At 38.2% G+C, this 20,997-nt stretch carries 21 protein-coding genes and 1 pseudogene; 16 read left to right on the top strand and 6 right to left on the bottom strand.

Features of this window, described 5'->3' with window-relative positions; translation table 11 throughout:
- Positions 1-2: 2 nt before the first annotated feature.
- A complete protein-coding gene (locus SB028_RS02700) occupies positions 3-461 on the bottom strand; it encodes an Lrp/AsnC family transcriptional regulator (RefSeq protein ID WP_069368384.1) in 459 nt (152 codons plus the stop codon).
- Between the two features lie 357 nt (positions 462-818).
- Here SB028_RS02700 and SB028_RS02695 point away from each other — a divergent pair.
- The 7 genes and pseudogenes from SB028_RS02695 to fis form a co-directional block, all read left to right on the top strand.
- A pseudogene (locus SB028_RS02695) lies at positions 819-968 on the top strand (hypothetical protein); the annotation flags it as partial.
- Positions 969-996: 28 nt separating this feature from the next.
- Positions 997-2,199 carry a MalY/PatB family protein gene (locus SB028_RS02690; protein WP_069368385.1) on the top strand — a complete coding sequence of 401 codons (1,203 nt, stop codon included), beginning with the start codon at positions 997-999 and terminating at the stop codon, positions 2,197-2,199.
- Positions 2,200-2,496: 297 nt separating this feature from the next.
- Positions 2,497-2,745: a YhdT family protein gene (locus SB028_RS02685; protein WP_069368386.1), complete on the top strand. Its 249-nt coding sequence runs from the start codon at positions 2,497-2,499 to the stop codon at positions 2,743-2,745.
- Positions 2,735-4,180: a sodium/pantothenate symporter gene (gene panF, locus SB028_RS02680; protein ID WP_069368409.1), complete on the top strand. Its 1,446-nt coding sequence runs from the start codon at positions 2,735-2,737 to the stop codon at positions 4,178-4,180. The genes SB028_RS02685 and panF overlap by 11 nt, the downstream gene beginning before the upstream one ends.
- A 23-nt stretch (positions 4,181-4,203) precedes the next feature.
- Positions 4,204-5,085 carry a 50S ribosomal protein L11 methyltransferase gene (gene prmA, locus SB028_RS02675; protein WP_069368387.1) on the top strand — a complete coding sequence of 294 codons (882 nt, stop codon included), beginning with the start codon at positions 4,204-4,206 and terminating at the stop codon, positions 5,083-5,085.
- Between the two features lie 321 nt (positions 5,086-5,406).
- Complete coding sequence (gene dusB, locus SB028_RS02670) at positions 5,407-6,378, top strand: tRNA dihydrouridine synthase DusB (RefSeq protein WP_069368388.1); 972 nt, start codon at positions 5,407-5,409, stop codon at positions 6,376-6,378.
- Between the two features lie 20 nt (positions 6,379-6,398).
- Complete coding sequence (fis, locus tag SB028_RS02665) at positions 6,399-6,695, top strand: DNA-binding transcriptional regulator Fis (protein ID WP_004245342.1); 297 nt, start codon at positions 6,399-6,401, stop codon at positions 6,693-6,695.
- A gap of 200 nt (positions 6,696-6,895) precedes the next feature.
- On the opposite strand, the gene SB028_RS02660 is transcribed toward fis, so the two are convergent.
- A complete protein-coding gene (locus tag SB028_RS02660) occupies positions 6,896-7,423 on the bottom strand; it encodes an SMI1/KNR4 family protein (protein ID WP_197672853.1) in 528 nt (175 codons plus the stop codon).
- A gap of 87 nt (positions 7,424-7,510) precedes the next feature.
- On the opposite strand from SB028_RS02660, the gene SB028_RS02655 reads away from it, so the two are divergent.
- On the top strand, positions 7,511-8,269 hold the full coding sequence (locus SB028_RS02655) for a hypothetical protein (RefSeq protein ID WP_069368389.1): 759 nt from the start codon (positions 7,511-7,513) through the stop codon (positions 8,267-8,269).
- A gap of 338 nt (positions 8,270-8,607) precedes the next feature.
- A complete protein-coding gene (locus SB028_RS02650) occupies positions 8,608-9,798 on the top strand; it encodes a cyanate transporter (protein ID WP_069368390.1) in 1,191 nt (396 codons plus the stop codon).
- Between the two features lie 98 nt (positions 9,799-9,896).
- Here the strand turns inward: SB028_RS02650 and SB028_RS02645 are convergent, their stop codons facing one another.
- Positions 9,897-10,844: a carbamate kinase family protein gene (locus SB028_RS02645; RefSeq protein ID WP_069368391.1), complete on the bottom strand. Its 948-nt coding sequence runs from the start codon at positions 10,842-10,844 to the stop codon at positions 9,897-9,899.
- Between the two features lie 323 nt (positions 10,845-11,167).
- Positions 11,168-11,887 carry a glycerophosphodiester phosphodiesterase family protein gene (locus SB028_RS02640; protein WP_069368392.1) on the bottom strand — a complete coding sequence of 240 codons (720 nt, stop codon included), beginning with the start codon at positions 11,885-11,887 and terminating at the stop codon, positions 11,168-11,170.
- 174 nt (positions 11,888-12,061) lie between these two features.
- Here SB028_RS02640 and ugpB point away from each other — a divergent pair, with 174 nt between their 5' ends.
- The 5 genes from ugpB to SB028_RS02615 all read left to right on the top strand — a co-directional run bounded on the left by ugpB (position 12,062) and on the right by SB028_RS02615 (position 17,519).
- Complete coding sequence (gene ugpB, locus SB028_RS02635; protein ID WP_069368393.1) at positions 12,062-13,369, top strand: sn-glycerol-3-phosphate ABC transporter substrate-binding protein UgpB; 1,308 nt, start codon at positions 12,062-12,064, stop codon at positions 13,367-13,369.
- A 62-nt stretch (positions 13,370-13,431) separates the two neighbouring features.
- Positions 13,432-14,316, top strand: a complete 885-nt coding sequence (gene ugpA, locus SB028_RS02630) for a sn-glycerol-3-phosphate ABC transporter permease UgpA (RefSeq protein WP_069368394.1) — start codon at positions 13,432-13,434, stop codon at positions 14,314-14,316.
- Entirely contained in the window at positions 14,316-15,164 is an 849-nt protein-coding gene (gene ugpE / locus SB028_RS02625) for a sn-glycerol-3-phosphate ABC transporter permease UgpE (RefSeq protein WP_069368395.1), read from the top strand. The genes ugpA and ugpE overlap by 1 nt, the downstream gene beginning before the upstream one ends.
- A 1-nt stretch (position 15,165) precedes the next feature.
- Complete coding sequence (locus SB028_RS02620; RefSeq protein WP_069368396.1) at positions 15,166-16,266, top strand: sn-glycerol-3-phosphate import ATP-binding protein UgpC; 1,101 nt, start codon at positions 15,166-15,168, stop codon at positions 16,264-16,266.
- A 500-nt stretch (positions 16,267-16,766) separates the two neighbouring features.
- Entirely contained in the window at positions 16,767-17,519 is a 753-nt protein-coding gene (locus tag SB028_RS02615; protein ID WP_069368397.1) for a M48 family metallopeptidase, read from the top strand.
- A 53-nt stretch (positions 17,520-17,572) separates the two neighbouring features.
- Here the strand turns inward: SB028_RS02615 and SB028_RS02610 are convergent, their stop codons facing one another.
- Positions 17,573-18,040 (bottom strand): MarR family winged helix-turn-helix transcriptional regulator, encoded by a 468-nt coding sequence (locus tag SB028_RS02610; protein WP_069368398.1) that lies wholly within the window; start codon positions 18,038-18,040, stop codon positions 17,573-17,575.
- A gap of 118 nt (positions 18,041-18,158) precedes the next feature.
- On the opposite strand from SB028_RS02610, the gene SB028_RS02605 reads away from it, so the two are divergent.
- Both SB028_RS02605 and panM read left to right on the top strand, forming a co-directional pair.
- Positions 18,159-19,346, top strand: coding sequence for an MFS transporter (locus tag SB028_RS02605; protein WP_069368399.1), 1,188 nt, complete (start codon positions 18,159-18,161; stop codon positions 19,344-19,346).
- 11 nt (positions 19,347-19,357) lie between these two features.
- Positions 19,358-19,774 (top strand): aspartate 1-decarboxylase autocleavage activator PanM, encoded by a 417-nt coding sequence (panM, locus tag SB028_RS02600; protein WP_069368400.1) that lies wholly within the window; start codon positions 19,358-19,360, stop codon positions 19,772-19,774.
- A 77-nt stretch (positions 19,775-19,851) separates the two neighbouring features.
- Here panM and SB028_RS02595 read toward each other — a convergent pair whose 3' ends face one another.
- Positions 19,852-20,991 carry a glycerate kinase gene (locus tag SB028_RS02595; protein WP_069368401.1) on the bottom strand — a complete coding sequence of 380 codons (1,140 nt, stop codon included), beginning with the start codon at positions 20,989-20,991 and terminating at the stop codon, positions 19,852-19,854.
- Positions 20,992-20,997: the final 6 nt, after the last annotated feature.

The raw sequence follows: 20,997 nt of genomic DNA, 5'->3' as shown, positions 1-20,997 counted from the left end.
ATTTATTTAATAGGAAATCCTTTAAAAGGTTTTATTTCTCGAATACTAAAACTGGTGTTCATCTCTTTGATATTGCCAATTGCGCGTATTTTCATCATTGAAACATTATGAAAATCTTCCATATCTTTAACGACCAGCTGCAACATATAGTCATATCGCCCTGAAATATTATGGCAAGAAATGACATTATCAATTTTCATAATTTCTTGCTCAAAATGCGCCATATTATCTTCAGAATGCAAATCTAACGTGATGTTCATAAATGCATAAAAATTAAACCCTAGATGCTTAGGTTCAATTATCGCTCGATAATGCTTTATCACCCCATTTTCTAACGCCTTAAGTCGCTTCCAACAAGCGGGTGGGGATAAAAAAACACGTTTAGCAATTTCTGCATTATTTAACCGCCCTTCTTCTTGTAACAGCTTAAGGATCCCCATATCTGTTTTGTCAAGATCCATCCTATTTACACCTCTGTGACGTTAATCAAAATAACGTTTTTATCAAAGATAATTAATCAATAATCCAATTTTATCGAACTTTATTAATAAATAAGTCCGTGTTGCTTCCAATATGGAGAAATAATTAATTACCCTAATTGCTAAAATTATTCTCGAAGTATTGTTATTCAACTAATACAAAATGATTAAAAATCATGCTCCAAAAATAAATTTAACAAAACAAATACTATAAATATTACTTTCACATGGGATTACATGTATGACCTTATTAAAACAAAAAGTTGATAGGGCCTCTCTCTCAAAAGAAGAATGAAAAAATTATGCACTGGCGATTGCCACAGAAAACATTAATCAGAAAGCCCTATTTTCGGAATTGTGGGTTGTCTTATTCCTGCTTATTTAGTTTACAAAGTACCTTCATTACACCGTTATAAAGGTGGATCACTGCATTTAATTATCTTTACAGGCATCCTACTTTGTATTTCTCCTTTCTTAAAATTTATGTAATTAAATTAGATATATTAAAGGCTTAACCATGAAATATAACTTTGACGAAATTATAGATAGAAAAAATACCGATGCTTTAAATTATGATGGTTGGCGCCAATATATTTTTAAAGCAGATAAAGACACGCAATTTACCTTTGCTGATAATGAGTTTATTAGAATGTGGGTCGCGGATATGGACTTCTCTACTCCGCCTGAAATTCTTGATGCCATTAAGGCACGCCTTGATAGAAAAATATTGGGTTATACCAAAGTGTATGATGGAGAGTATTACCAAATATTTAAAGATTGGTGCCAAAGACATTATGATTGGGAAATTGATCCGCATGAAATCGTATTATCACCAGGTATTATTCCTGCATTAAATCGCCTAGTGCCTTTATTAATAAAAGAAGATGAAAGTATCCTTATTCAAACACCTTCTTATACGCCCTTTAAACAAGCAGGTGATTATAACTCTCGCCAAGTGCTCTACTCTGATTTATTAGAAAAAAACGGTGAGTACGCTGTCGATTTTGCCGATATGGAACGCAAAATTAAAGATAACTCGCTCAATATTAAGCTTTTTATTTTATGTAATCCTCAAAACCCAACCGGTAAAGTGTGGACAAAAGAAGAGCTAATTAAGATGGGAAAACTCTGTGTTGAAAATGATATTTGGATAATATCAGATGAAATACATTGTGATTTATTACGTAACGGTGTGACACACATACCTATTGCTAAACTCTTCCCTCATTATGAGAAAATGGTTACCTGTATGGCACCAAGTAAGACATTTAATCTTGCCGGTAATTTAACGTCTCATATTTTTATTAAAAATGAAGAAGTCAAAAAAGAGTGGCTTCGCCTTTATGATGACTTTATTTCACCATTAAGTTTAGTTGCCACAAAAGCAGCTTATTCTCAATGTGATGAATGGCTAAAAGCACTAAGAAGCTATCTTGATGATAATTTTAAATTGGTACAAGAATTTACTCAAACTCATTTTCCAAAAGCAAACTTTAAAATACCTGATTCGACCTATTTAGCATGGATTAATTTGGCAGATTATTTACCTAAAGATATCGATAACCAACAACTTTCACTCTATTTTGCCAATAAGACAGGCATTTTATTAGAAGGTGGAAATATGTTTGTAAGTAATGGAGATAACTATATCCGTATTAACCTTGCTTGCCCTCGTGCCATTCTCAAAGAAGGTTTAGAAAGAATAAAAAATGCCCTTTAATTTTTAATTTATGAGATGAGTAAAAGCCAAGAAGAGCACTACATTTGATCAATTGATTTCCGTGTTTGCTCTTCTTTTTTCCTATTTCAATTGTCTCAAACATTTTATTTAGGATGATTATTTCAACATTTTATCTCTTGATTAATAGACAAGCCCATCACTAATCCTTTTAAAACAACAAGATAATTCATTTTTAGTACTCCATCATGACTTTGTGATTAATTTTCACTGAATCAATACTCACTTTCCCGTACAATCCTCCCATCATTTTTAACCCTATTAAAATTGGGAGAACAGATGGACAAACGTTTTGTTCAGGCCCACAAAGAAGCCCTTTGGGCCCTAATTTTAACTTTTATATATTTGTTGGGTTGGTTAATTACCGCCTATTTACCTGATAACACACTCGGCATTACGGGTTTACCCATTTGGTTTGAGCTCTCATGCTTATTTCTACCTGTTTTGTTTTTTCTGTTGTGCTATCTGATGGTGCGCTACTTTTTCAAAGATATGCCGTTAGGAGATAAGCATGACGATGCAAACTGAGGTCATAGTGCCACTGATTGGCTACCTTCTGCTGGTCTTTCTGCTGTCAGCTTATGCTTACCGTAAGCGCGAAAAAGGTGAGTTTCTTAACGAATATTTTCTTGGTAACCGCTCCATGGGTGGCTTCGTACTAGCCATGACTATCACTGCAACTTATGTCAGTGCAAGCTCCTTTATTGGCGGACCGGGGGCTGCCTATAAATATGGCATTGGTTGGGTATTACTTTCAATGATCCAACTTCCCGCTATCTGGCTCTCATTGGGTGTTTTAGGGAAAAAATTTGCCATTTTAGCGCGCCGTTATAATGCAGTGACCTTAAATGACATGCTCTATGCTCGCTACAAAAGCCGTTTCCTCGTCTGGTTCGCCAGTTTAAGCCTGTTAGTCGCTTTTGTCGGTGCTATGACAGTGCAATTTATTGGCGGAGCACGCTTATTAGAAACTGCAGCAGGCATTCCTTATGAATTCGGCTTGCTGATCTTTGGGATCTCTATTGCGCTATATACGGCAATTGGCGGATTTAGAGCCAGCGTATTAAACGATGCCTTACAAGGTCTTGTGATGCTGCTTGGTACCTTTATTCTTTTGTTTGCCATTATCTATAAAGCAGGTGGATTAGATGTCGCGATACAAAAGCTTAATACCCTCGATCCTGCATTAATCTCTCCCCAAGGTGCTGATGGAATTTTAAGTGGTCCGTTTATGGCATCATTCTGGGTACTTGTCTGTTTTGGTGTTATTGGCTTGCCACATACAGCGGTACGTTGTATTTCTTACAAAGACAGTAAAGCCATGCATAAAGGGATCATAATCGGCACAATCGTCATGTCATTATTAATGTTTGGTATGCACTTTGCTGGCGCATTGGGTCGGGCTATCATTCCTGATCTGACTGTGCCTGATCAAGTTATTCCAACATTAATGGTTGAAGTATTGCCACCTATTGCGGCGGGTATTTTCCTTGCTGCACCTATGGCTGCCATTATGTCGACGATAAATGCACAACTGTTACAATCATCAGCAACCTTGGTCAAAGATCTCTATCTCAATATCGCTCCGCATGCAATCACGAATGAGAAGCGTATCTCTCGTTTATCAAGCCTTTCAACCTTGATTTTAGGTATCTTACTGCTGTTTGCGGCATGGAACCCACCCTCAATGATCATTTGGCTTAACTTACTTGCTTTTGGTGGCCTACAAGCTGTTTTCTTATGGCCTTTAGTTCTTGGGCTTTATTGGGAAAAAGCGAATCGTTATGGTGCTATTGCGGGCATGATCACCGGCGCCATACTCTATGCCACCCTCGCAACTTTTAATATTCAGATAGCTGGATTCCACCCTATTATTCCATCCCTGTTATTGAGCTTAGTCGCATTTCTTGTGGCTAATCGATTTGGAGAGCATACTCTGCCCCAATCAGCATCATTACAGTGAATACGTTTTTAAAGAGACTAATTATGCCTTGGATACAATTAAGACTTAATGCAACCGCCGCTAATGCAGAAGCTATTGGTGATGAATTGGTTGAAAGCGGTGCCGTTTCAGTGACTTTCCAAGATAGTCACGATACCCCTATTTTTGAACCTTTACCGGGTGAAACTCGTCTTTGGGGTGATACTGATGTTATCGGTTTATATGATGCAGAAACTGACATGAAAATCGTTGTGGCGATGTTAGAGAATACGCCATTACTCGGTCAAGGCTTCCTGCACAAAGTTGAGCAACTGGAAGATAAAGATTGGGAACGTGAATGGATGGACAACTTCCACCCGATGCGTTTCGGCGAGCGTTTATGGATTTGCCCAAGCTGGCGTGAAGTGCCAGATCCTAACGCCGTAAACGTCATGCTAGACCCTGGTCTTGCGTTTGGTACTGGTACCCACCCTACTACCTCATTGTGCCTTCAGTGGCTTGATGGTTTGGATTTAGCAGGTAAAACGGTTATCGACTTCGGTTGTGGTTCTGGCATTTTAGCGATTGCGGCATTAAAACTGGGTGCAGCAAGAGCGATTGGTATTGATATCGATCCTCAGGCTATTCAAGCGAGTCGTGATAATGCACAGCGTAATGGCGTTTCTGACGCACTCACACTCTATCTTGCAAAAGACCAGCCAGATAACCTCAGTGCTGATGTCGTCGTCGCGAATATTTTAGCAGGTCCATTACGTGAGCTTGCGCCAGTGATCAGTACACTGCCGCGTCAAGGTGGACACCTAGGTCTTTCTGGGGTGTTAGCGACACAAGCAGAAGGGGTAGCGGCAGCCTATGAAGGACTATTTAGCTTAGATCCTGTTGCTGAAAAAGAAGAGTGGTGTCGTATTACCGGTGTGAAAAAATAACAGTGAACAAATATTAACCAAAATGAGATAATCTTATTACGTTAAAATTTCACTTAATTATTGTTTATCAGGCATTAATCACATTTTTGCCTGATAAACTTTACTGAGTTCCGCTTGTTTATCAATTCAATAGCGTCAATTTTTAATTTTTTAGAAAAACATAACATTATGTTTTTATTGGTTAAATAATCAATTTATAAAAAATCAAGTGTAAACAAGTAACTTTTTTTCGCAATTTGGTTAAACTTTGTCCTTTCATATCTGGCAAAAAATGCGTAATATACGCGCCCTTGCAGTCACAGTTTGGCCCTCTTTTCATCTATGCGAATCGGACAGTATCAGTTAAAAAATTGCCTTATCGCGGCTCCCATGGCTGGCGTTACAGACCGACCTTTTCGGTCACTTTGCTATGATATGGGTGCGGGTATGACAGTTTCTGAAATGCTTTCTTCCAATCCTCAGGTTTGGCAGACAGACAAGTCACGATTACGAATGGTACACAGTGATGAATTAGGGATCCGCTCCGTACAAATTGCAGGAAGTGATCCCGTTGATATGGCGGCTGCTGCGAAAATAAACGCAGATAGTGGCGCTCAAATTATCGACATTAACATGGGTTGCCCTGCAAAAAAGGTGAATAAAAAGCTAGCGGGTTCAGCATTACTTCGTCATCCCGACCTTGTCGCAGAGATCCTCTCTGCTGTGGTTAACGCGGTAGATGTTCCTGTTACTCTCAAGATCCGTACTGGCTGGTCACCTGATGAACGTAACTGTGTAGAGATTGCCAAATTGGCTGAACGTTGTGGTATTCAGGCTCTCACTATTCATGGGCGTACACGCGAGTGTTTGTTCAAAGGGGAAGCCGAATACGACAGCATTCGGACAGTTAAGCAGAGTGTTTCTATTCCCATTATTGCGAATGGAGACATAACAGACCCGCTAAAAGCCAGAGCAGTATTAGACTACACTGGAGCCGATGCTTTGATGATCGGTCGCGCTGCTCAGGGAAGACCCTGGATCTTTCGGGAAATCCAGCACTATCTGGACACAGGTGAGTTGTTGCCCCCTCTGCCGATTGCAGAGGTACAACAAATAATGCAAAAGCATGTGCGTGAGTTGCACGACTTTTACGGTCAAGGCAAAGGAACTCGCATTGCACGCAAGCATGTCTCTTGGTATCTCAAGGAACATGCCCCTGATGACCAGTTTCGGCGCTCCTTCAACGCCATAGAGGATGCCAGCGAACAGCTGGAGGCGTTGGAAGCATATTTCGAAAATTTTTTGCGTAAATAAATAAAAGAGCTGACAGAACTATGTTCGAACAACGCGTAAATTCAGACGTACTAACAGTTGCCACCGTAAATTCACAAGATCAGGTGACCCAAAAACCTTTACGTGACTCAGTTAAACAAGCACTGAAGAACTATTTTGCTCAATTAAACGGTCAAGATGTTAATGACTTATATGAGCTAGTATTGGCTGAAGTTGAACAGCCATTGTTGGACATGGTAATGCAGTACACCCGTGGCAACCAAACGCGTGCAGCGCAAATGATGGGCATTAACCGCGGCACACTGCGTAAGAAACTGAAAAAATACGGCATGAACTGATCCTAGTCAGTTAGGTCTATTTTTATAAAAAGCCTTTTCTGGGTATTTCAGAAAAGGCTTTTTTGTTTTTTTCACACGCTTTCTATAACACTAAAGTAAATATATTATGTTGAGTAGGTTTATTCGCTTTAGTATGTCCAACCCTATTGGGCTTACCACGACATAACGAGTCACTCAATGACCCATAGGCAATTAACCTATCAACAGTTTGAAATAAACGTTATATTTTCTGATGGAAACCCCGTCGGAAATGACTGACAACGTATTCGTTTTGATAATACACCGTCTAAAAATCCTGTTAGATTTTCTGCAATAAATTCTACCTCAGAGGATCTAGATGGAATAATTGCCATGGTCCATAAATTACTATCATTAGATGAAACAACCCAAAAAAGAGTATCGCCATTATCAGTAATACCAATAGGTAAAAGCCCATTACCTTTTGGATACAGAACAAAAGTATAGTAGTCAGGATCGTCATTGATTAATGAATTAAAATCTTCAAGGATCCACACTTTTTGTTGAAAAAAATCAATATACTCATTTTTACTAAAGGGATTAAATAACGTTATAAAATCGGCTATCACGCCTGAACCATATTGTGTAATTAACGCAATATAGTCTTGTGGAAAAGCGTATTTGCCATCAATTAATGGCCATCTCTCTCCTTTTCCATTTTCATAGGGGATAGAAGGAATAGGTAGTTGCTGATTTAATGCCATTAACATTACTTTCTCACTTGTTTGCAGTCTATTACATCATGTAATTTATGGTATTTTAGAATAAAAATACTCACATTAAAAAGAACATAAACCATGACCACAGCATTACGTACCATTACTTTTATTGATAGCGCTTACCCTAAACCTCATACAATCAAAGAATTTGTTTGGTCTGGTCGATTAGATAAAAATGGACAACTTTGGTTTGATCTTCACCTTAGAAGCGCCGATTACTATTTAAGCGAGGGTAAAGATTATTGTGCTGATAGTGATGATGAAGGATCAGATGATCAGCAAGAATATACCAGCCTTGCACACTGGCAAGATCAAATTGTCTGGGATAATTATCACTGCTGTACACTCTCCTCAACTTATTGGTCTGACGACCAAGGTATTTTACTCAACACAGGAAATGCGCCTTTCGATTTTGATAACTTTGTGACTCATCAATTTAATGTTGATATCGCCCCTCAAATCCATAGTGATGAAGATGAGGATGAAGAATACGCAGAAATCCCTGCTTTTAGTCTTTATTTATTAGGGCATGATGAGTGTACAAAGCATCAAATTACTTTCCAACGTCAATCCAATAATACTTTCCATATTGATTGGACAGGCAAAATCGCACTGACTTACGCGGGTTTTGATGAATTTATCCATCAATTTATTGCCAGATTAGAAAATATTTCTTTTGATGGTTTTTATTTCCCTAAATCATGGGATTTAGATAAAGCGACAGTTGAATTTAAAAAAGTACTTTCTCATTTTGAACACTATGAATTCACATTAATTAACCCTAAAAGCCAAATTAAACAGTGGAAGCTAAGTTATAGAGGTAAAACTTATCCATAAAATTATCTATTCTTAGTATCAAGATCGATTTAGATAAACATTTCTTTAATAAGAGATAATGTTTATCTTTATAAATAAACTAAAATTAACATTATCTTTTTATAAGATAGAAAAACATTAGTAATACCAATCTCTTTTCACATCACTATCTCTTACGCTGTCTAAGCGATTTATTAGTTTTATTTTTAAAATAATGAAACACTCGCCTCTCCATCCCAATAATGCAGATACCTAGCCCCCCTTTACTGTAAATAACACTTAAATATTCAATATAGCCATTTGTTTATACAGATATTGTCTATACAATAGACAATATTTATGTTTATCAGAGAATTATAATGACTGCCTTACCAAGAAAAAAAACATGGCAGATTATCCTCACTATTATTCTAGTTGGGATAAATTTACGCCCTTTCTTAACCAGCCCCGGCCCTGTTATTGACAATATTATTATTTCAACAGGAATGAGTTATAGCCAAGTCTCGTTACTCACGCTATTACCCATGCTTTTAATGGGCGTAGGTGCACTAATCGTTCCGTTCTTACAGCCTTATATTCAAGTACGTAAAGGACTTTTAGTCGCAATGTTGATGCTTCTTATAGGCTCATTTTCTCGGGCTTATGTTTCTGATGGTAATCAACTATTGCTGACAGCCCTCTTTTGCGGTTTAAGCGTTGCCTATATTCAAGCGGTATTTCCCGGCATTATTAAAGGATGGTTTGGAAATCGAACACCTATTATGATGGGGCTATATTCCGCCATGTTAATGGGAGGTGGTGCACTCGGAGCGCAATTATCCCCTCTTCTTACGGCAAATTATGGCCAGTGGCAAAATGCTTTAGCTTGGTTTGCGCTTCCCGCAGGTTTTGCCTTTATCGCTATTCTTTTTTCAATTCAAAACAGTGTCACCTCTACTAATAAAATATCACTCAATACCTTAATTTGGCGCCCTAGAACAGGATTGCTTATTTTAGGTTTTGGTTGTGTTAATGCAGGTTACGCCTCTGTTGTGGCATGGTTGGCACCTTTCTACCAATCACTAGGAATGCCAAGCGCACAAAGTGGCTCACTTGTCGCCATCCTTTCCCTTTTCCAAGCCTCCGCCGCGTTAATTATTCCTTTCTTAGCAGCTAAAAATCACGATAGACGTTTTTGGCTTACGGTAACATTAATAAGCCAATTTATCGGTTTTGCCGCAATCATGATTATTCCAATGAGTGCTCCTTATCTTTGGAGTATTTTCTTAGGTTGTGGCTTAGGTGGATGTTTTTCCATGATGATGATTGTCGCGCTGGATCATATTCCTGATCCAGCGCAAGCGGGAGCTCTATCAGCCTTAATGCAAGGCGGGGGGTTTATTATTGCCGCGTTTGGCCCATTAGTTGCTGTGCTATTACGCCAGTCGGATGGAAGCTTTACTTATGCATGGGCATTCCATGCTATTTTAGTGATTGTGACTATAGGATTATTTTCAAGATTAAATCCTCGTCATTATGCAAAAGCCTATCCTGCTAATCATCCTACTTAATAGTTCCCTATCTTTAAGACTCCCATAAAATAAGCGCCTTACTTTTTACAAATAAGGCGCTTATCAATGAAATAATCGTACACTACTGATAAAGATAATTAAGCAACAATATGTGTTCCAGTTTCACCTTTTAAGGCAGAAGCTAACTTTTCTGGCGTTGTGATAATAACTCTTTTTCCACCCGCAGCTAAAAATGAGAGGCTAGCTTCAATTTTAGGAAGCATACTCCCTGGAGGAAAATGCCCTTCATGCATATATTGTGTCATTTCTGCAACCGTCGTTTCACCCAACGCTTTTTGTTCTGGTTTGCCGAAATGAATACAGACTTTTTCAACACCTGTGGTGATGATAAGAATATCTGCATGTAATTCTTTGGCGAGCAATGTTGATGACAGATCTTTATCAATAACAGCATCAACACTTTGGTAATTACCATGTTCATTTTTAATAACTGGAATACCACCGCCCCCCACAGCAATCACGATATAACCACACTCTGATAGTGACTTAATTGCCTTAGATTCAATAACATGTTGGGGAATGGGCGAGGCAACTACACGACGATAACCACGACCAGAATCTTCAACAAAGTGCCATTGCGGATTTTCTTGCTTTAATTGCACCATCTCTTGTTCAGAGAAAAATGCACCAATAGGCTTAGTTGGAGAAATAAAATTGGGATCGTTTTTATCAACTTCAACTTGTGTGATAAGGGTAATTGCTTGTGTATTTTGTTCAACACTAAGCTTATTCGTTAACGCTTGTTGTATTAAATAACCAATACCACCTTGTGTATCAGCAACACAGTTGGCTAATGGTGTTAATGGTAAACCTTCTTGCACATGTGCCACTTCGGCGCGACGTAAATCAAGCCCAACTTGTGGCCCGTTACCATGAGTTAATACAATATTGTACCCTTCAGCCACCATATCACTAATATGGGCGGCAACCTCTTGTACTGCTTGTTCTTGATGAGCGATAGACTGGCTAGCATTGTCTTTAATAATACTGTTGCCTCCAATAGCAACCACAACGAGTTCTTTCATATTTCACTCTCAATAATATTATTGGCAATTAAAGTAGAAATAACGCACCTCTACCCTTAGAGGCTGGATTGATAAGGTCACTATATTCGCTAACCATTTTCCCCATTTTTATTTTTAATGAGATAAACATTACCGTATTGAACAATATCTATTCATTAATTGCGCAGGATAATAGCAGAGAATGTAAAGAAAACATCTATTACTCAACGTTTCTCTTATTTAATTTCTGTAAATAGTATTTGAAAGGAAAAGGATAAAAAGCGTTATCAAATATATCGATAACGCCTTATTCAGTAAAAGTACGAGGAAGAGTTAGCGCTTTTTCATTTTGCTATTTGATAAACATCAGGCATATCAGTGATCAGCATATCAACACCCCATTGCTCAAAATCTTTCACTTCTTCAGGATTATTAGGGGTATAACAATAAATTTCATAGCCTGCTTGTTTTAACAATTGGGCTTGTTCTTGCGTAAGATATTTGTAATTACAATGCACACTAAAACCATCAATTGCGTTTAGTGTTTCTAACGCATTATCAGGGATCTCGTCCCATAATTGGCCTCTGCGAATATAAGGCAGGTATCGTTTCATAACGATAAGTGCATGCGTATCAAAAGAAGAAAATAAAATTTGCTCATTCGGAATATCTGCACTTTTTATCATGTCAGAAACGGCTAAGCATAAACGCTCAACATCATCATCAGGCCATGTTTTCAGCTCTATATTAAGCTTTGTTCCTGAACGTTTAATTAGCTGCAATCCTTGTCTTAAAGAAGGAATTTTCTCACCTTGATAGAGTGAACTAAACCAACTTCCCGCATCAAGGCGATGTAAATCATCTAAGGTATGAAAACGCACAGCACCTTGCCCATTCGTGCAACGATTCACTGTTTTATCATGAATAAGCACTGGAACATAATCCGCCGTTAATTGCACATCCGTTTCAATCCATTCGCACCCGAAATCAATCGCCATTTTAAACGCAGCCAATGTATTTTCAGGGGCTTTTCCAGAAAAACCTCGGTGAGCAGCTATCTTCATTTCTCTCTCCTTTTCATTTGTGCCGACATCATGACAACCATTTATGACAGCAATTTGACAGTCATACCATCAATATATCTTCATTTAATTGTCACCCCTTTGTCATAAATAACATTTAGGGTAATTCGAAGATTAGATTGCACCTTTAACTTTCGATTAAAAAGGAAATTCTGCATGTCGATAAAATCAATAACAGGTCTTGCTGTTGCGATGGCGTTATTTACCTCTCCTACACACGCAAAAACACAAATTGAATGGTGGCATGCAATGGGGGGTGCGCTCGGTCAGAAAGTCAATCAAATCGCCTCTGATTTTAATGCCAGTCAATCTGAATATGAGATAAAGCCTGTTTATAAAGGCACTTACGCTGAAACAATGACGAGTGCTGTGGCTTCATTTCGCGCTAAAAACCAACCTGCTATTGTGCAAGTATTCGAAGTGGGTACAGCCAGTATGATGGGAGCTAAAAAAGCTGTTTTTCCTGTTTATCAATTAATGGAAAAAACCAACGAACCTTTTGATCCTAATCGCTATCTTTCTACTGTTACAGGCTATTACACCACTCCTGATGGCAAAATGATGTCACTGCCATTTAATAGTTCCACGCCTGTACTTTATTACAATAAAGCCCTCTTTAAAAAAGCAGGAATAGAACAGCCACCAAAGACATGGAAAGAGATGGAAGCCGTATCTCAAAAACTGCTCGATTCTGGTGTTAAATGTGGATTTACCACCACATGGCAATCATGGACACAAATCGAAAACTTTGGTGCGCGCAATAATTTACCTATTGCGACAAAAAATAACGGCTTCGATGGTTTTGATACCACGTTTCTATTTAATAAAGCACCTTTTGTAGCGCATATTCAACAAATGGCAGATTGGTCTAAATCAGGTATTTTCAAATATGGCGGACGCCAATCGGATGCAATGCCTCTCTTTTATACCCAAGAGTGTGCCATGGTGATGGAATCATCCGCAGGTTTTGCGGGTATTAAAGAGAATATGAAAGGTCTTGATATTGGTGTTAGTCAATTGCCTTACGACGATACTCTCGTACAAGAACCAGCAAATACGCTTATTGGCGGGGCATCGTTATGGGTTATGTCAGGGCGCCCAGATGCCGAATATAACGGCGTTGCCAAATTCTTCACCTATCTTTCAAGCCCTGAAGTGCAAGCCGATTGGCACCAAGCAACAGGTTATTTACCAATCACTAAAGCAGCTTATGCATTAACACAGCAGCAAGGTTTTTATCAGAAAAACCCTGGGGCTGATACCGCAATATTACAAATGACAACGTCAGAGCCTACCGCAAATTCAAAAGGATTACGTTTTGGTAATTTTCTGCAAACACGAGAAATTGTTGATGAAGAGTTAGAGAAAGTCTGGTCAGGGAAACAGAGTGCTCAAGTTGCGTTAGATAATGCAGTTACACGTGGAAATGAGCAATTACGCCGTTTTGAACGTACTCAGCAATAGTCACTTAGATTAGGCGAGCAAAATAGCTCGCCTTCTGTTTTTATCGATTTACTGGATATAGTATGGCATCTCAATCCATTTATTTTAAACAAAAAGGGTTACCACTAGCGCTGATTTTCCCCCAATTAGCTATCACGCTTATCTTTTTTATTTGGCCTGCTGGACAAGCTTTCTTTCAGTCATTTCAATTAGAAGATGCATTTGGGCTTAGTCGAGAATTTGTTGGTTTTGAAAATTTCCAGCGACTTTTTAGCAATCGTTATTACTTTGATAGCTTGGTCACGACACTTCTTTTCAGTATCAGTGTCGTATTTTTATCAATGTTATTAGCACTTGTTTTGGCAGGCATTGCTGAGCAAATTTTGCGAGGTAAACTTTTTTATCGCACTATATTAATTTCACCCTATGCTATTGCGCCGGTTATTGCGGGTTTTCTTTGGTTATTTATGCTTGATCCCACGATTGGTGTATTAAGCCAACAATTAAAAAAAATAGGCATTAATTGGGATCCTGTACTTAATACACATCACGCTATGTGGATGGTGATCTTAACAGCGACATGGAAACAAGTGAGTTATAACTTTCTATTTTTCCTCGCCGCATTGCAATCTGTCCCTAAATCTCTTTTAGAAGCCGCAGCTATCGATGGTAGTGGCCCTATTAAGCGCTTTATGACTATCAGTCTCCCTTTAATTTCTCCCACTACATTTTTCTTACTTGTGGTTAATTTTGCTTATGCCTTTTTTGATACGTTTGCCATTATCCATGCGATGACACAAGGTGGTCCAGGGAGTAGTACATCAACGCTCGTTTATAAAGTCTATAACGATGGTTTCGTCGGATTAGATTTAGGCTCTTCCGCCGCACAATCCGTTATTTTGATGTTTATTGTCGCGATATTAACCATTATTCAATTTCGTTATGTTGAGAAAAAGGTGGCTTACTGATGGTTGAACGTAGACCTTTATTTCATGCTTTCTGCCATTTTATTCTTATTATCGGCATACTTTCTGTTGCGTTCCCTATCTGGATTGCACTTGTGGCAACAACACATCAAAACACCGAATTTGCCACTGGTTCTCCCCTTTGGTTTGGTACTGAAGGCATGACAATTTTTAAATCGGTATTTTTACAGGCAGGCACCACACAAAATAGCGCCATTTCAATTAATAGTATGTTATTGAATTCATTGATTATGGCAGTGGTGATCACCATAGGGAAATTAACAATCTCGATTTTATCCGCCTACGCCGTCGTTTTCTTTCGATTTCCGGGAAGAATGCTCGCCTTTTGGACTATCTTTTTTACGTTGATGTTGCCTGTTGAAGTCCGCATTATGCCGACATTTGAGGTAGTTACGGATCTCAATGTGTTGAATTCTTACGCAGGTTTAACCATTCCATTAATTGCCAGCGCCACAGCCACTTTTTTATTTCGCCAATTTTTTCTTACTATTACTCCTGAATTAATTGAAGCTGCTAAAATTGATGGCGCTGGTCCTATTAAGTTCTTTTTTACTATTTTACTTCCTCTTTCTCGCACCAATATCGCCGCCCTATTTGTTATCACTTTTATTTATGGCTGGAACCAATATCTTTGGCCAATGTTGATCACAACAGATACTCACTACTACACCATTGTAATGGGCATTAAACAGATGGTTGCGGTTTCTGATGGTGTTGTTGAATGGAATAAGATCATGGCGACCACGTTAATTGCAATGTTGCCTCCCGTCCTGATTGTCATTTTGATGCAAAGCGCCTTTGTTAAAGGTTTTATTGATACGGAGAAATAGCATGACAACCGTCACTCTCACAAATTTAGAAAAGTGTTACCCAAATGGCCATCAAGCCATTTCAAAAATAAATCTTTCTATTGAGCAAGGTGAAATGGTGGTATTAGTTGGTCCAAGTGGTTGTGGTAAATCAACTTTACTACGAATGATTGCAGGATTAGAAACCATTACACAAGGTGATTTATTTATTGATAATTTACGGGTTAATGAGTATGAGCCTAGTGAACGTGATATTGCCATGGTGTTTCAAAACTATGCCCTTTATCCTCATATGTCAGTTTATAACAATATGGCATATGGTTTACGTAATCGAAAAACACCCAAAACCAAGATTGAAGAGCTCGTTACAAATGCGGCTAAAATGCTTGAAATCAGCCATTTACTTGATAGAAAACCTAAAGAACTGTCAGGTGGGCAACGTCAACGTGTCGCGATGGGCAGAGCCATTGTTCGTGATCCTAAAGTCTTTTTATTTGATGAGCCCCTTTCTAATCTTGATGCTAAATTACGGGTTCAAATGCGTTTGGAGATCAAAAAATTACAGCGAAAACTTTCCACAACATCGATTTATGTAACGCACGATCAGGTAGAAGCGATGACATTAGCCGATAAACTGGTGGTTTTAAATCAAGGAAATATAGAGCAAGTAGGCACGCCGTTAGATATTTATGAAAGCCCAGCCTCTGTGTTTGTGGCGACATTTATGGGTTCTCCAGCAATGAATATCTTAGATGTCACGATTAATTATAATGTGATTGAAATCGCGGATGGGCATATTGCCGTTTCACCTCAGCATTTTTCTTCTCAAACCATTAAATTAGGTTTACGTCCTGAACATTTAATGATTAGCCATCAACATCCTCTTTTTCATGTTGATGTTGAATTTATTGAAGCTCTCGGTGCAGATGTTTTAATTTATGCCACAACGTGCGATAAACAAAAACAACCTCTTGTTATTCGTGCGCCAAACGACCACGGCGTGAAAATTGGCAATAAAATAGGCCTTACGATTCATCCTGAAAATCTCCATTTTTTCAATCAACAATCAGGGAAACGTATGAATCGCCCTTTGATGCTTATCAGTGAATTAATGGTTTCATAAGACTTTGATATCACTTTATTCACTTTCAGTTTAATCTGAATAGCGGTGTTTTAAACATCGCTGTTTATTTACCAATAAGCAATAAATATCAAGAATATAAATTTTGTCAGCATTAAACAAATAAAAAACACATCTAAATACAACCTTCCTTTGATATTATTCTAAATAAATACAAAATCGCCTCACTCACACTTAAGGTAAGTATAATTAAATGATTTATATAATATTTATCTCTGTAAAAATCATTTCATCAAAATTAAGCTATCAAGTAATTCTCTTAAATTTAAAGAAGTTAAATCTATTTTTCTATTTTTATTACGCTCGATTAAGATAAGAGAAAATAATACATTCGTACTGAAAAAAGAGAAAAATATATATTCAGATAATATCTCTCATATAAAATGCTTATATTGCACCAATAGATAAGCACTGCTATTCTTCTGCTCGAATTTAATTCGCAATTATATAAACTGCCAAGCAGAAAAGGACTTAATTAAAAAATGAAAATAAAATTACTTGCTACGGTGATGGTATCAGCGGCACTACTTTCTGGTTGTAAAAACCTTAATACCGATATGCTGACAAAATCAGGAACCCAACTTTTCCAAGCAGCGACATTAAGCGATGACGATATCAAAGCGCTAACAAATGATGCTTGTAAAGAGATGGATGCGCAAAATAAAGTTGCGCCTGCAAATAGTACCTACACTAAACGTTTAAATAATATTGCTAAAGCGTTAGGTAATGAAGTGAATGGCACACCAGTAAACTATAAAGTTTACATGACCAAAGATGTAAATGCATGGGCAATGGCTAACGGCTGTGTGCGTGTTTACAGTGGCTTAATGGATCTGATGACCGATAACGAAGTTGAAGGCGTGTTAGGTCATGAAATGGGTCACGTTGCCTTAGGTCATACGCGTAAAGCAATCCAAGTTGCTCACGCAACAGTTGCTGCACGTACAGCGGCAGCATCAGCTGGTGGTGTAGCGGCACAATTAAGCAGCTCTCAATTAGCAGAAATGGGTCAAAAATTAATTAACGCCCAGTTCTCTCAACACCAAGAATCAGAAGCGGATAATTTCTCTTATGATTTGCTAACAAAACGTGGTGTTAATACTGCGGGCTTAGTCACTGGTTTTGAAAAACTTGCAAAATTAGGTGGCGGTGATTCAAGTATGTTTGATTCTCACCCACCATCAAAAGAGCGTGCTGATAATATCCGTAATCGCATCGCTGAAGATAAGAAATAATTATTTCCCCCCTGTATCTCATGGTATGGGGGTTTTCTTTTCAAATTTATCTATCACGAATGACGAAAACAATCCGCAACATCAGTAAAAAAACGTTTAATCACCTGCTTTTCCTGTTGGTCATATTGCTCAAATAATGCAGACCATTTTGCTTTGGATTGTTGATGCAGCACCTCATGTGCATGAAAAAGACGTTCTCCCTCTTCTGTTAAGATAAAAAATATTTCTTTTTGATTATCTACTAACTTTATTTTTTCAATCGCCCCTTTCTTTTGTAATCGGCTACAAATTTTTGAGACTGCACCTCGGGTCATGGACATATATTCACTGATGGTGGTGAGATTTCTCATACTCTCTTCACCAATACAATGGATCACATGCAGTTCTGTTAGTGAATAGTTATCTAACCCGTTCTCTTCTAATATTTTTTTATAATCACTATCCGTTCTATCATCTTTAAGATGCAAAAAATCACTTAATCCTTTTAACAAGTCTTGTGTTGTCACCGTCTCTTTTGTCATTTTGTTTCCTTGGAAAAATTATTTAATAAAATAGTATCAAAAGTATTTACAACATTCAAAATATTGCTATTATATTTTTGTTTCCATGGAAACAAAAAAAAGGAAAAGAGGCAATATCATGAAATTATCAATCCGCAGTCTGTTTTATCTCATTTGTTTTAGTGCACTACTAGGCTCTTTAGCCCAAAATATCTATACCCCTGTGCTCCCTTTGATCCAGCAACAATTTAATACCTCGTTATCATTGGTTAATTTAACGGTATCTGCATTTACTTTTGCTATGGCTGTTATGCAACTCTTTTACGGCTCATTGATTGATAAATGGGGAAGAAAACCTATTTTTCTCAGTGGATTAGCAATTTCTATTGTAGGTGCATTAGGGTGTGTCTGGTCTGATTCTATTCGTTTATTAATTTTTTGGCGTGTGATCCAAGCTATCGGTATTGCGGCTATTCCTGTGGTTGCAGCCACTATTCTTGGCGATCTTTACCAAGGAAACGAGCGTGCTAAAGCGATGGGATCGTATCAAATGCTATTAGCACTAGCCCCAGCTTGTGGCCCTTTATTAGGTGGATATTTAGCACAACATTATCAATATCAAGGCATTTTCATTTTCTTGGCCGTTGTCGGTGTTATTTTGCTTATTACCCATCTCTTTTATTTACCAGAAACACGCCCTGAGCAGAAAGAAGCCTTTAAAAGCGTGTCTGCAATGCAACAAGTTCTTACGGCATCTGCGGGTAAATCTGTATTTGTCATGAGTTTTATGGTGTTTTATAACTATTTTTGTCTACTGGTTTTTTTACCCTTAATTGCTTTTCATCTCTATCAGCTTAATAGCACTGAAATAGGTGGATTATATCTACCTATGTCGATTGCACTTATCTTAGGTAGCTATCTTTACCGCAGAATTTGCCATCTATTTAGCGCAGAATATGGCGTGATTATTACGTCTTGTATCAACTTAATGATGTTGACGCTGTTTGCACTCTTTTGGCAAACCTCATTACCTGTAATGCTTGGTTTAACTGTGTTATATGGGCTTTCTTTAGGGTTAACAATGCCAACTCATACCACATTATTAACGAGTCATTTTAGTACGATGAGAGCAACGGCAATGGGGATTTATAATTTTATTCGTTATTGTGGAATGGCGGCAGGCCCTATGATTTCGGTCTATTTTGTGACTGGCAATAACTATGAGTATGTCTTTTACTCTTGTGTGATCTTAACGAGTTTGGCATTGTGTTTCACCATTAAAACCTTAATGCCTTCATTAAAAGAAAAAAAACACACTGCAAACTAACAGGATATTAAATGAAACTAACCATAGAAAAACTCACACAGCGCTCTGAACAAGACCGTATTGATTTAGACAAAATTTGGCAAGATAGACGTTATCAATCAGCGCTAAAAAATGAGATCAACGACCAGAATGGACTCTTTGTAGCAAGATTTAATGAACGATTATTAGCTGCTTGCTGGGTTAGACTATCAGATAATAACGCCTTGATTACCGATTTTATGGTCAGAGAAGTGACTCGCCGTCGTGGTGTTGGACATTATTTACTGACAGAATGCTTAGCTGCATATCCTAATATTACTCATTGGCAAGCAACCAGCTTATCTGCAGAAGAAAAAGGATATGATATTGCACATGCTTTTTTAACACACCATCAATTTAATCCATCACAACAATCTGATCTCTATGTTTTAAATAATCCTACAACTTGATTTATATGCAAACATATACTCTAAATAATTCAAGGTGTCGCTAGGAGCATACAATAATATCTGACTAGTCAACAACGCTACACCTTGAAGTCTAAAGCATAAAGCCTCGCCACATTATAAGCCGTCTCACTAAGATTATATTGTGCATTACTAAGCGCATCGTCCAATGTAGAAACACCCGGAACAATAGAGAAAACGGCATCAATTCCCTGCTGATGAACCACATCATAATCAGGTAAATAACCACCGACCAACGCAATAACAGGAAGGTGGTATTTTTTTGCCAGCAAAGCGACCCCTGTTGGAGTTTTACCTTGTGCCGATTGACTATCCATTCGACCTTCGCCAGTGATGACTAAATCTGCATCGATTAACTGTTTTTCTAATTCAACAGCATGAGCAACTAATTCAACACCTCGCGAAAGTGTTGCTTGCGTAAATGCAAGCAAAGGCAGAGCCAATCCTCCTGCCGCGCCACTTCCAGCTATATTGATAAGACTGCGTTGCGTTATTTTCTCAAGATAAGTACCAAAATGGTGTAGTGCGTTATCCAACTGCGCAATATCATCCTTAGTGGCTCCTTTTTGAGGGCCAAAAATAGCCGATGCCCCTTTTTCTCCACACAATGGATTCGTGACATCACAGGCAATTTCGATTTCAATATGTTTTAATTTAGGATTAAGCTTCGTGATATCAATAGAATAAAGCTGGGCTAATGAGCGTCCACCAAAAGGCAAAGATGTGCCAAACTTATCTTTAAGACCAAGACCCAGTGCTTGCATCATACCTGCACCTGCGTCATTTGTAGCACTTCCTCCTAATCCTAAAATGATTTTTTTAACGCCCATTTCAAGTGCCGCATTAATTAACTCCCCCGTACCGTAACTGGTCGTTAAATTGGGATTGCGTTGAGATAAAGGGATAAGATGAAGACCCGAAGCTTGTGCCATTTCAATCACGGCAGTACTGTTATCACCTAAGAGCCCCCACGTTGCGGTTACTTGTTTACCTAAAGGCGAGCACACTTGAGTAGAGATAAAACGGCCTTGCGTTGCATCCACCAGCGATGTCACCGTTCCTTCACCGCCATCCGCCATGGGAATACAACAATATTGCGCATTGGGGAAAGAACGTGAAAAACCCTGTTTTATTGCCATTGCAACGTCTTTCGCACTTAAACTTTCTTTAAATGAATCAGGGGCGATAACGATTTTCACGTTCTT

The organism is Proteus vulgaris, assembly GCF_033708015.1.
In the GTDB taxonomy this organism is placed as follows: Bacteria; Pseudomonadota; Gammaproteobacteria; order Enterobacterales; family Enterobacteriaceae; genus Proteus.
The sequence above is the reverse complement of the archived record's forward strand: the minus strand, read 5'-3'. Positions and strand labels throughout refer to the sequence as shown.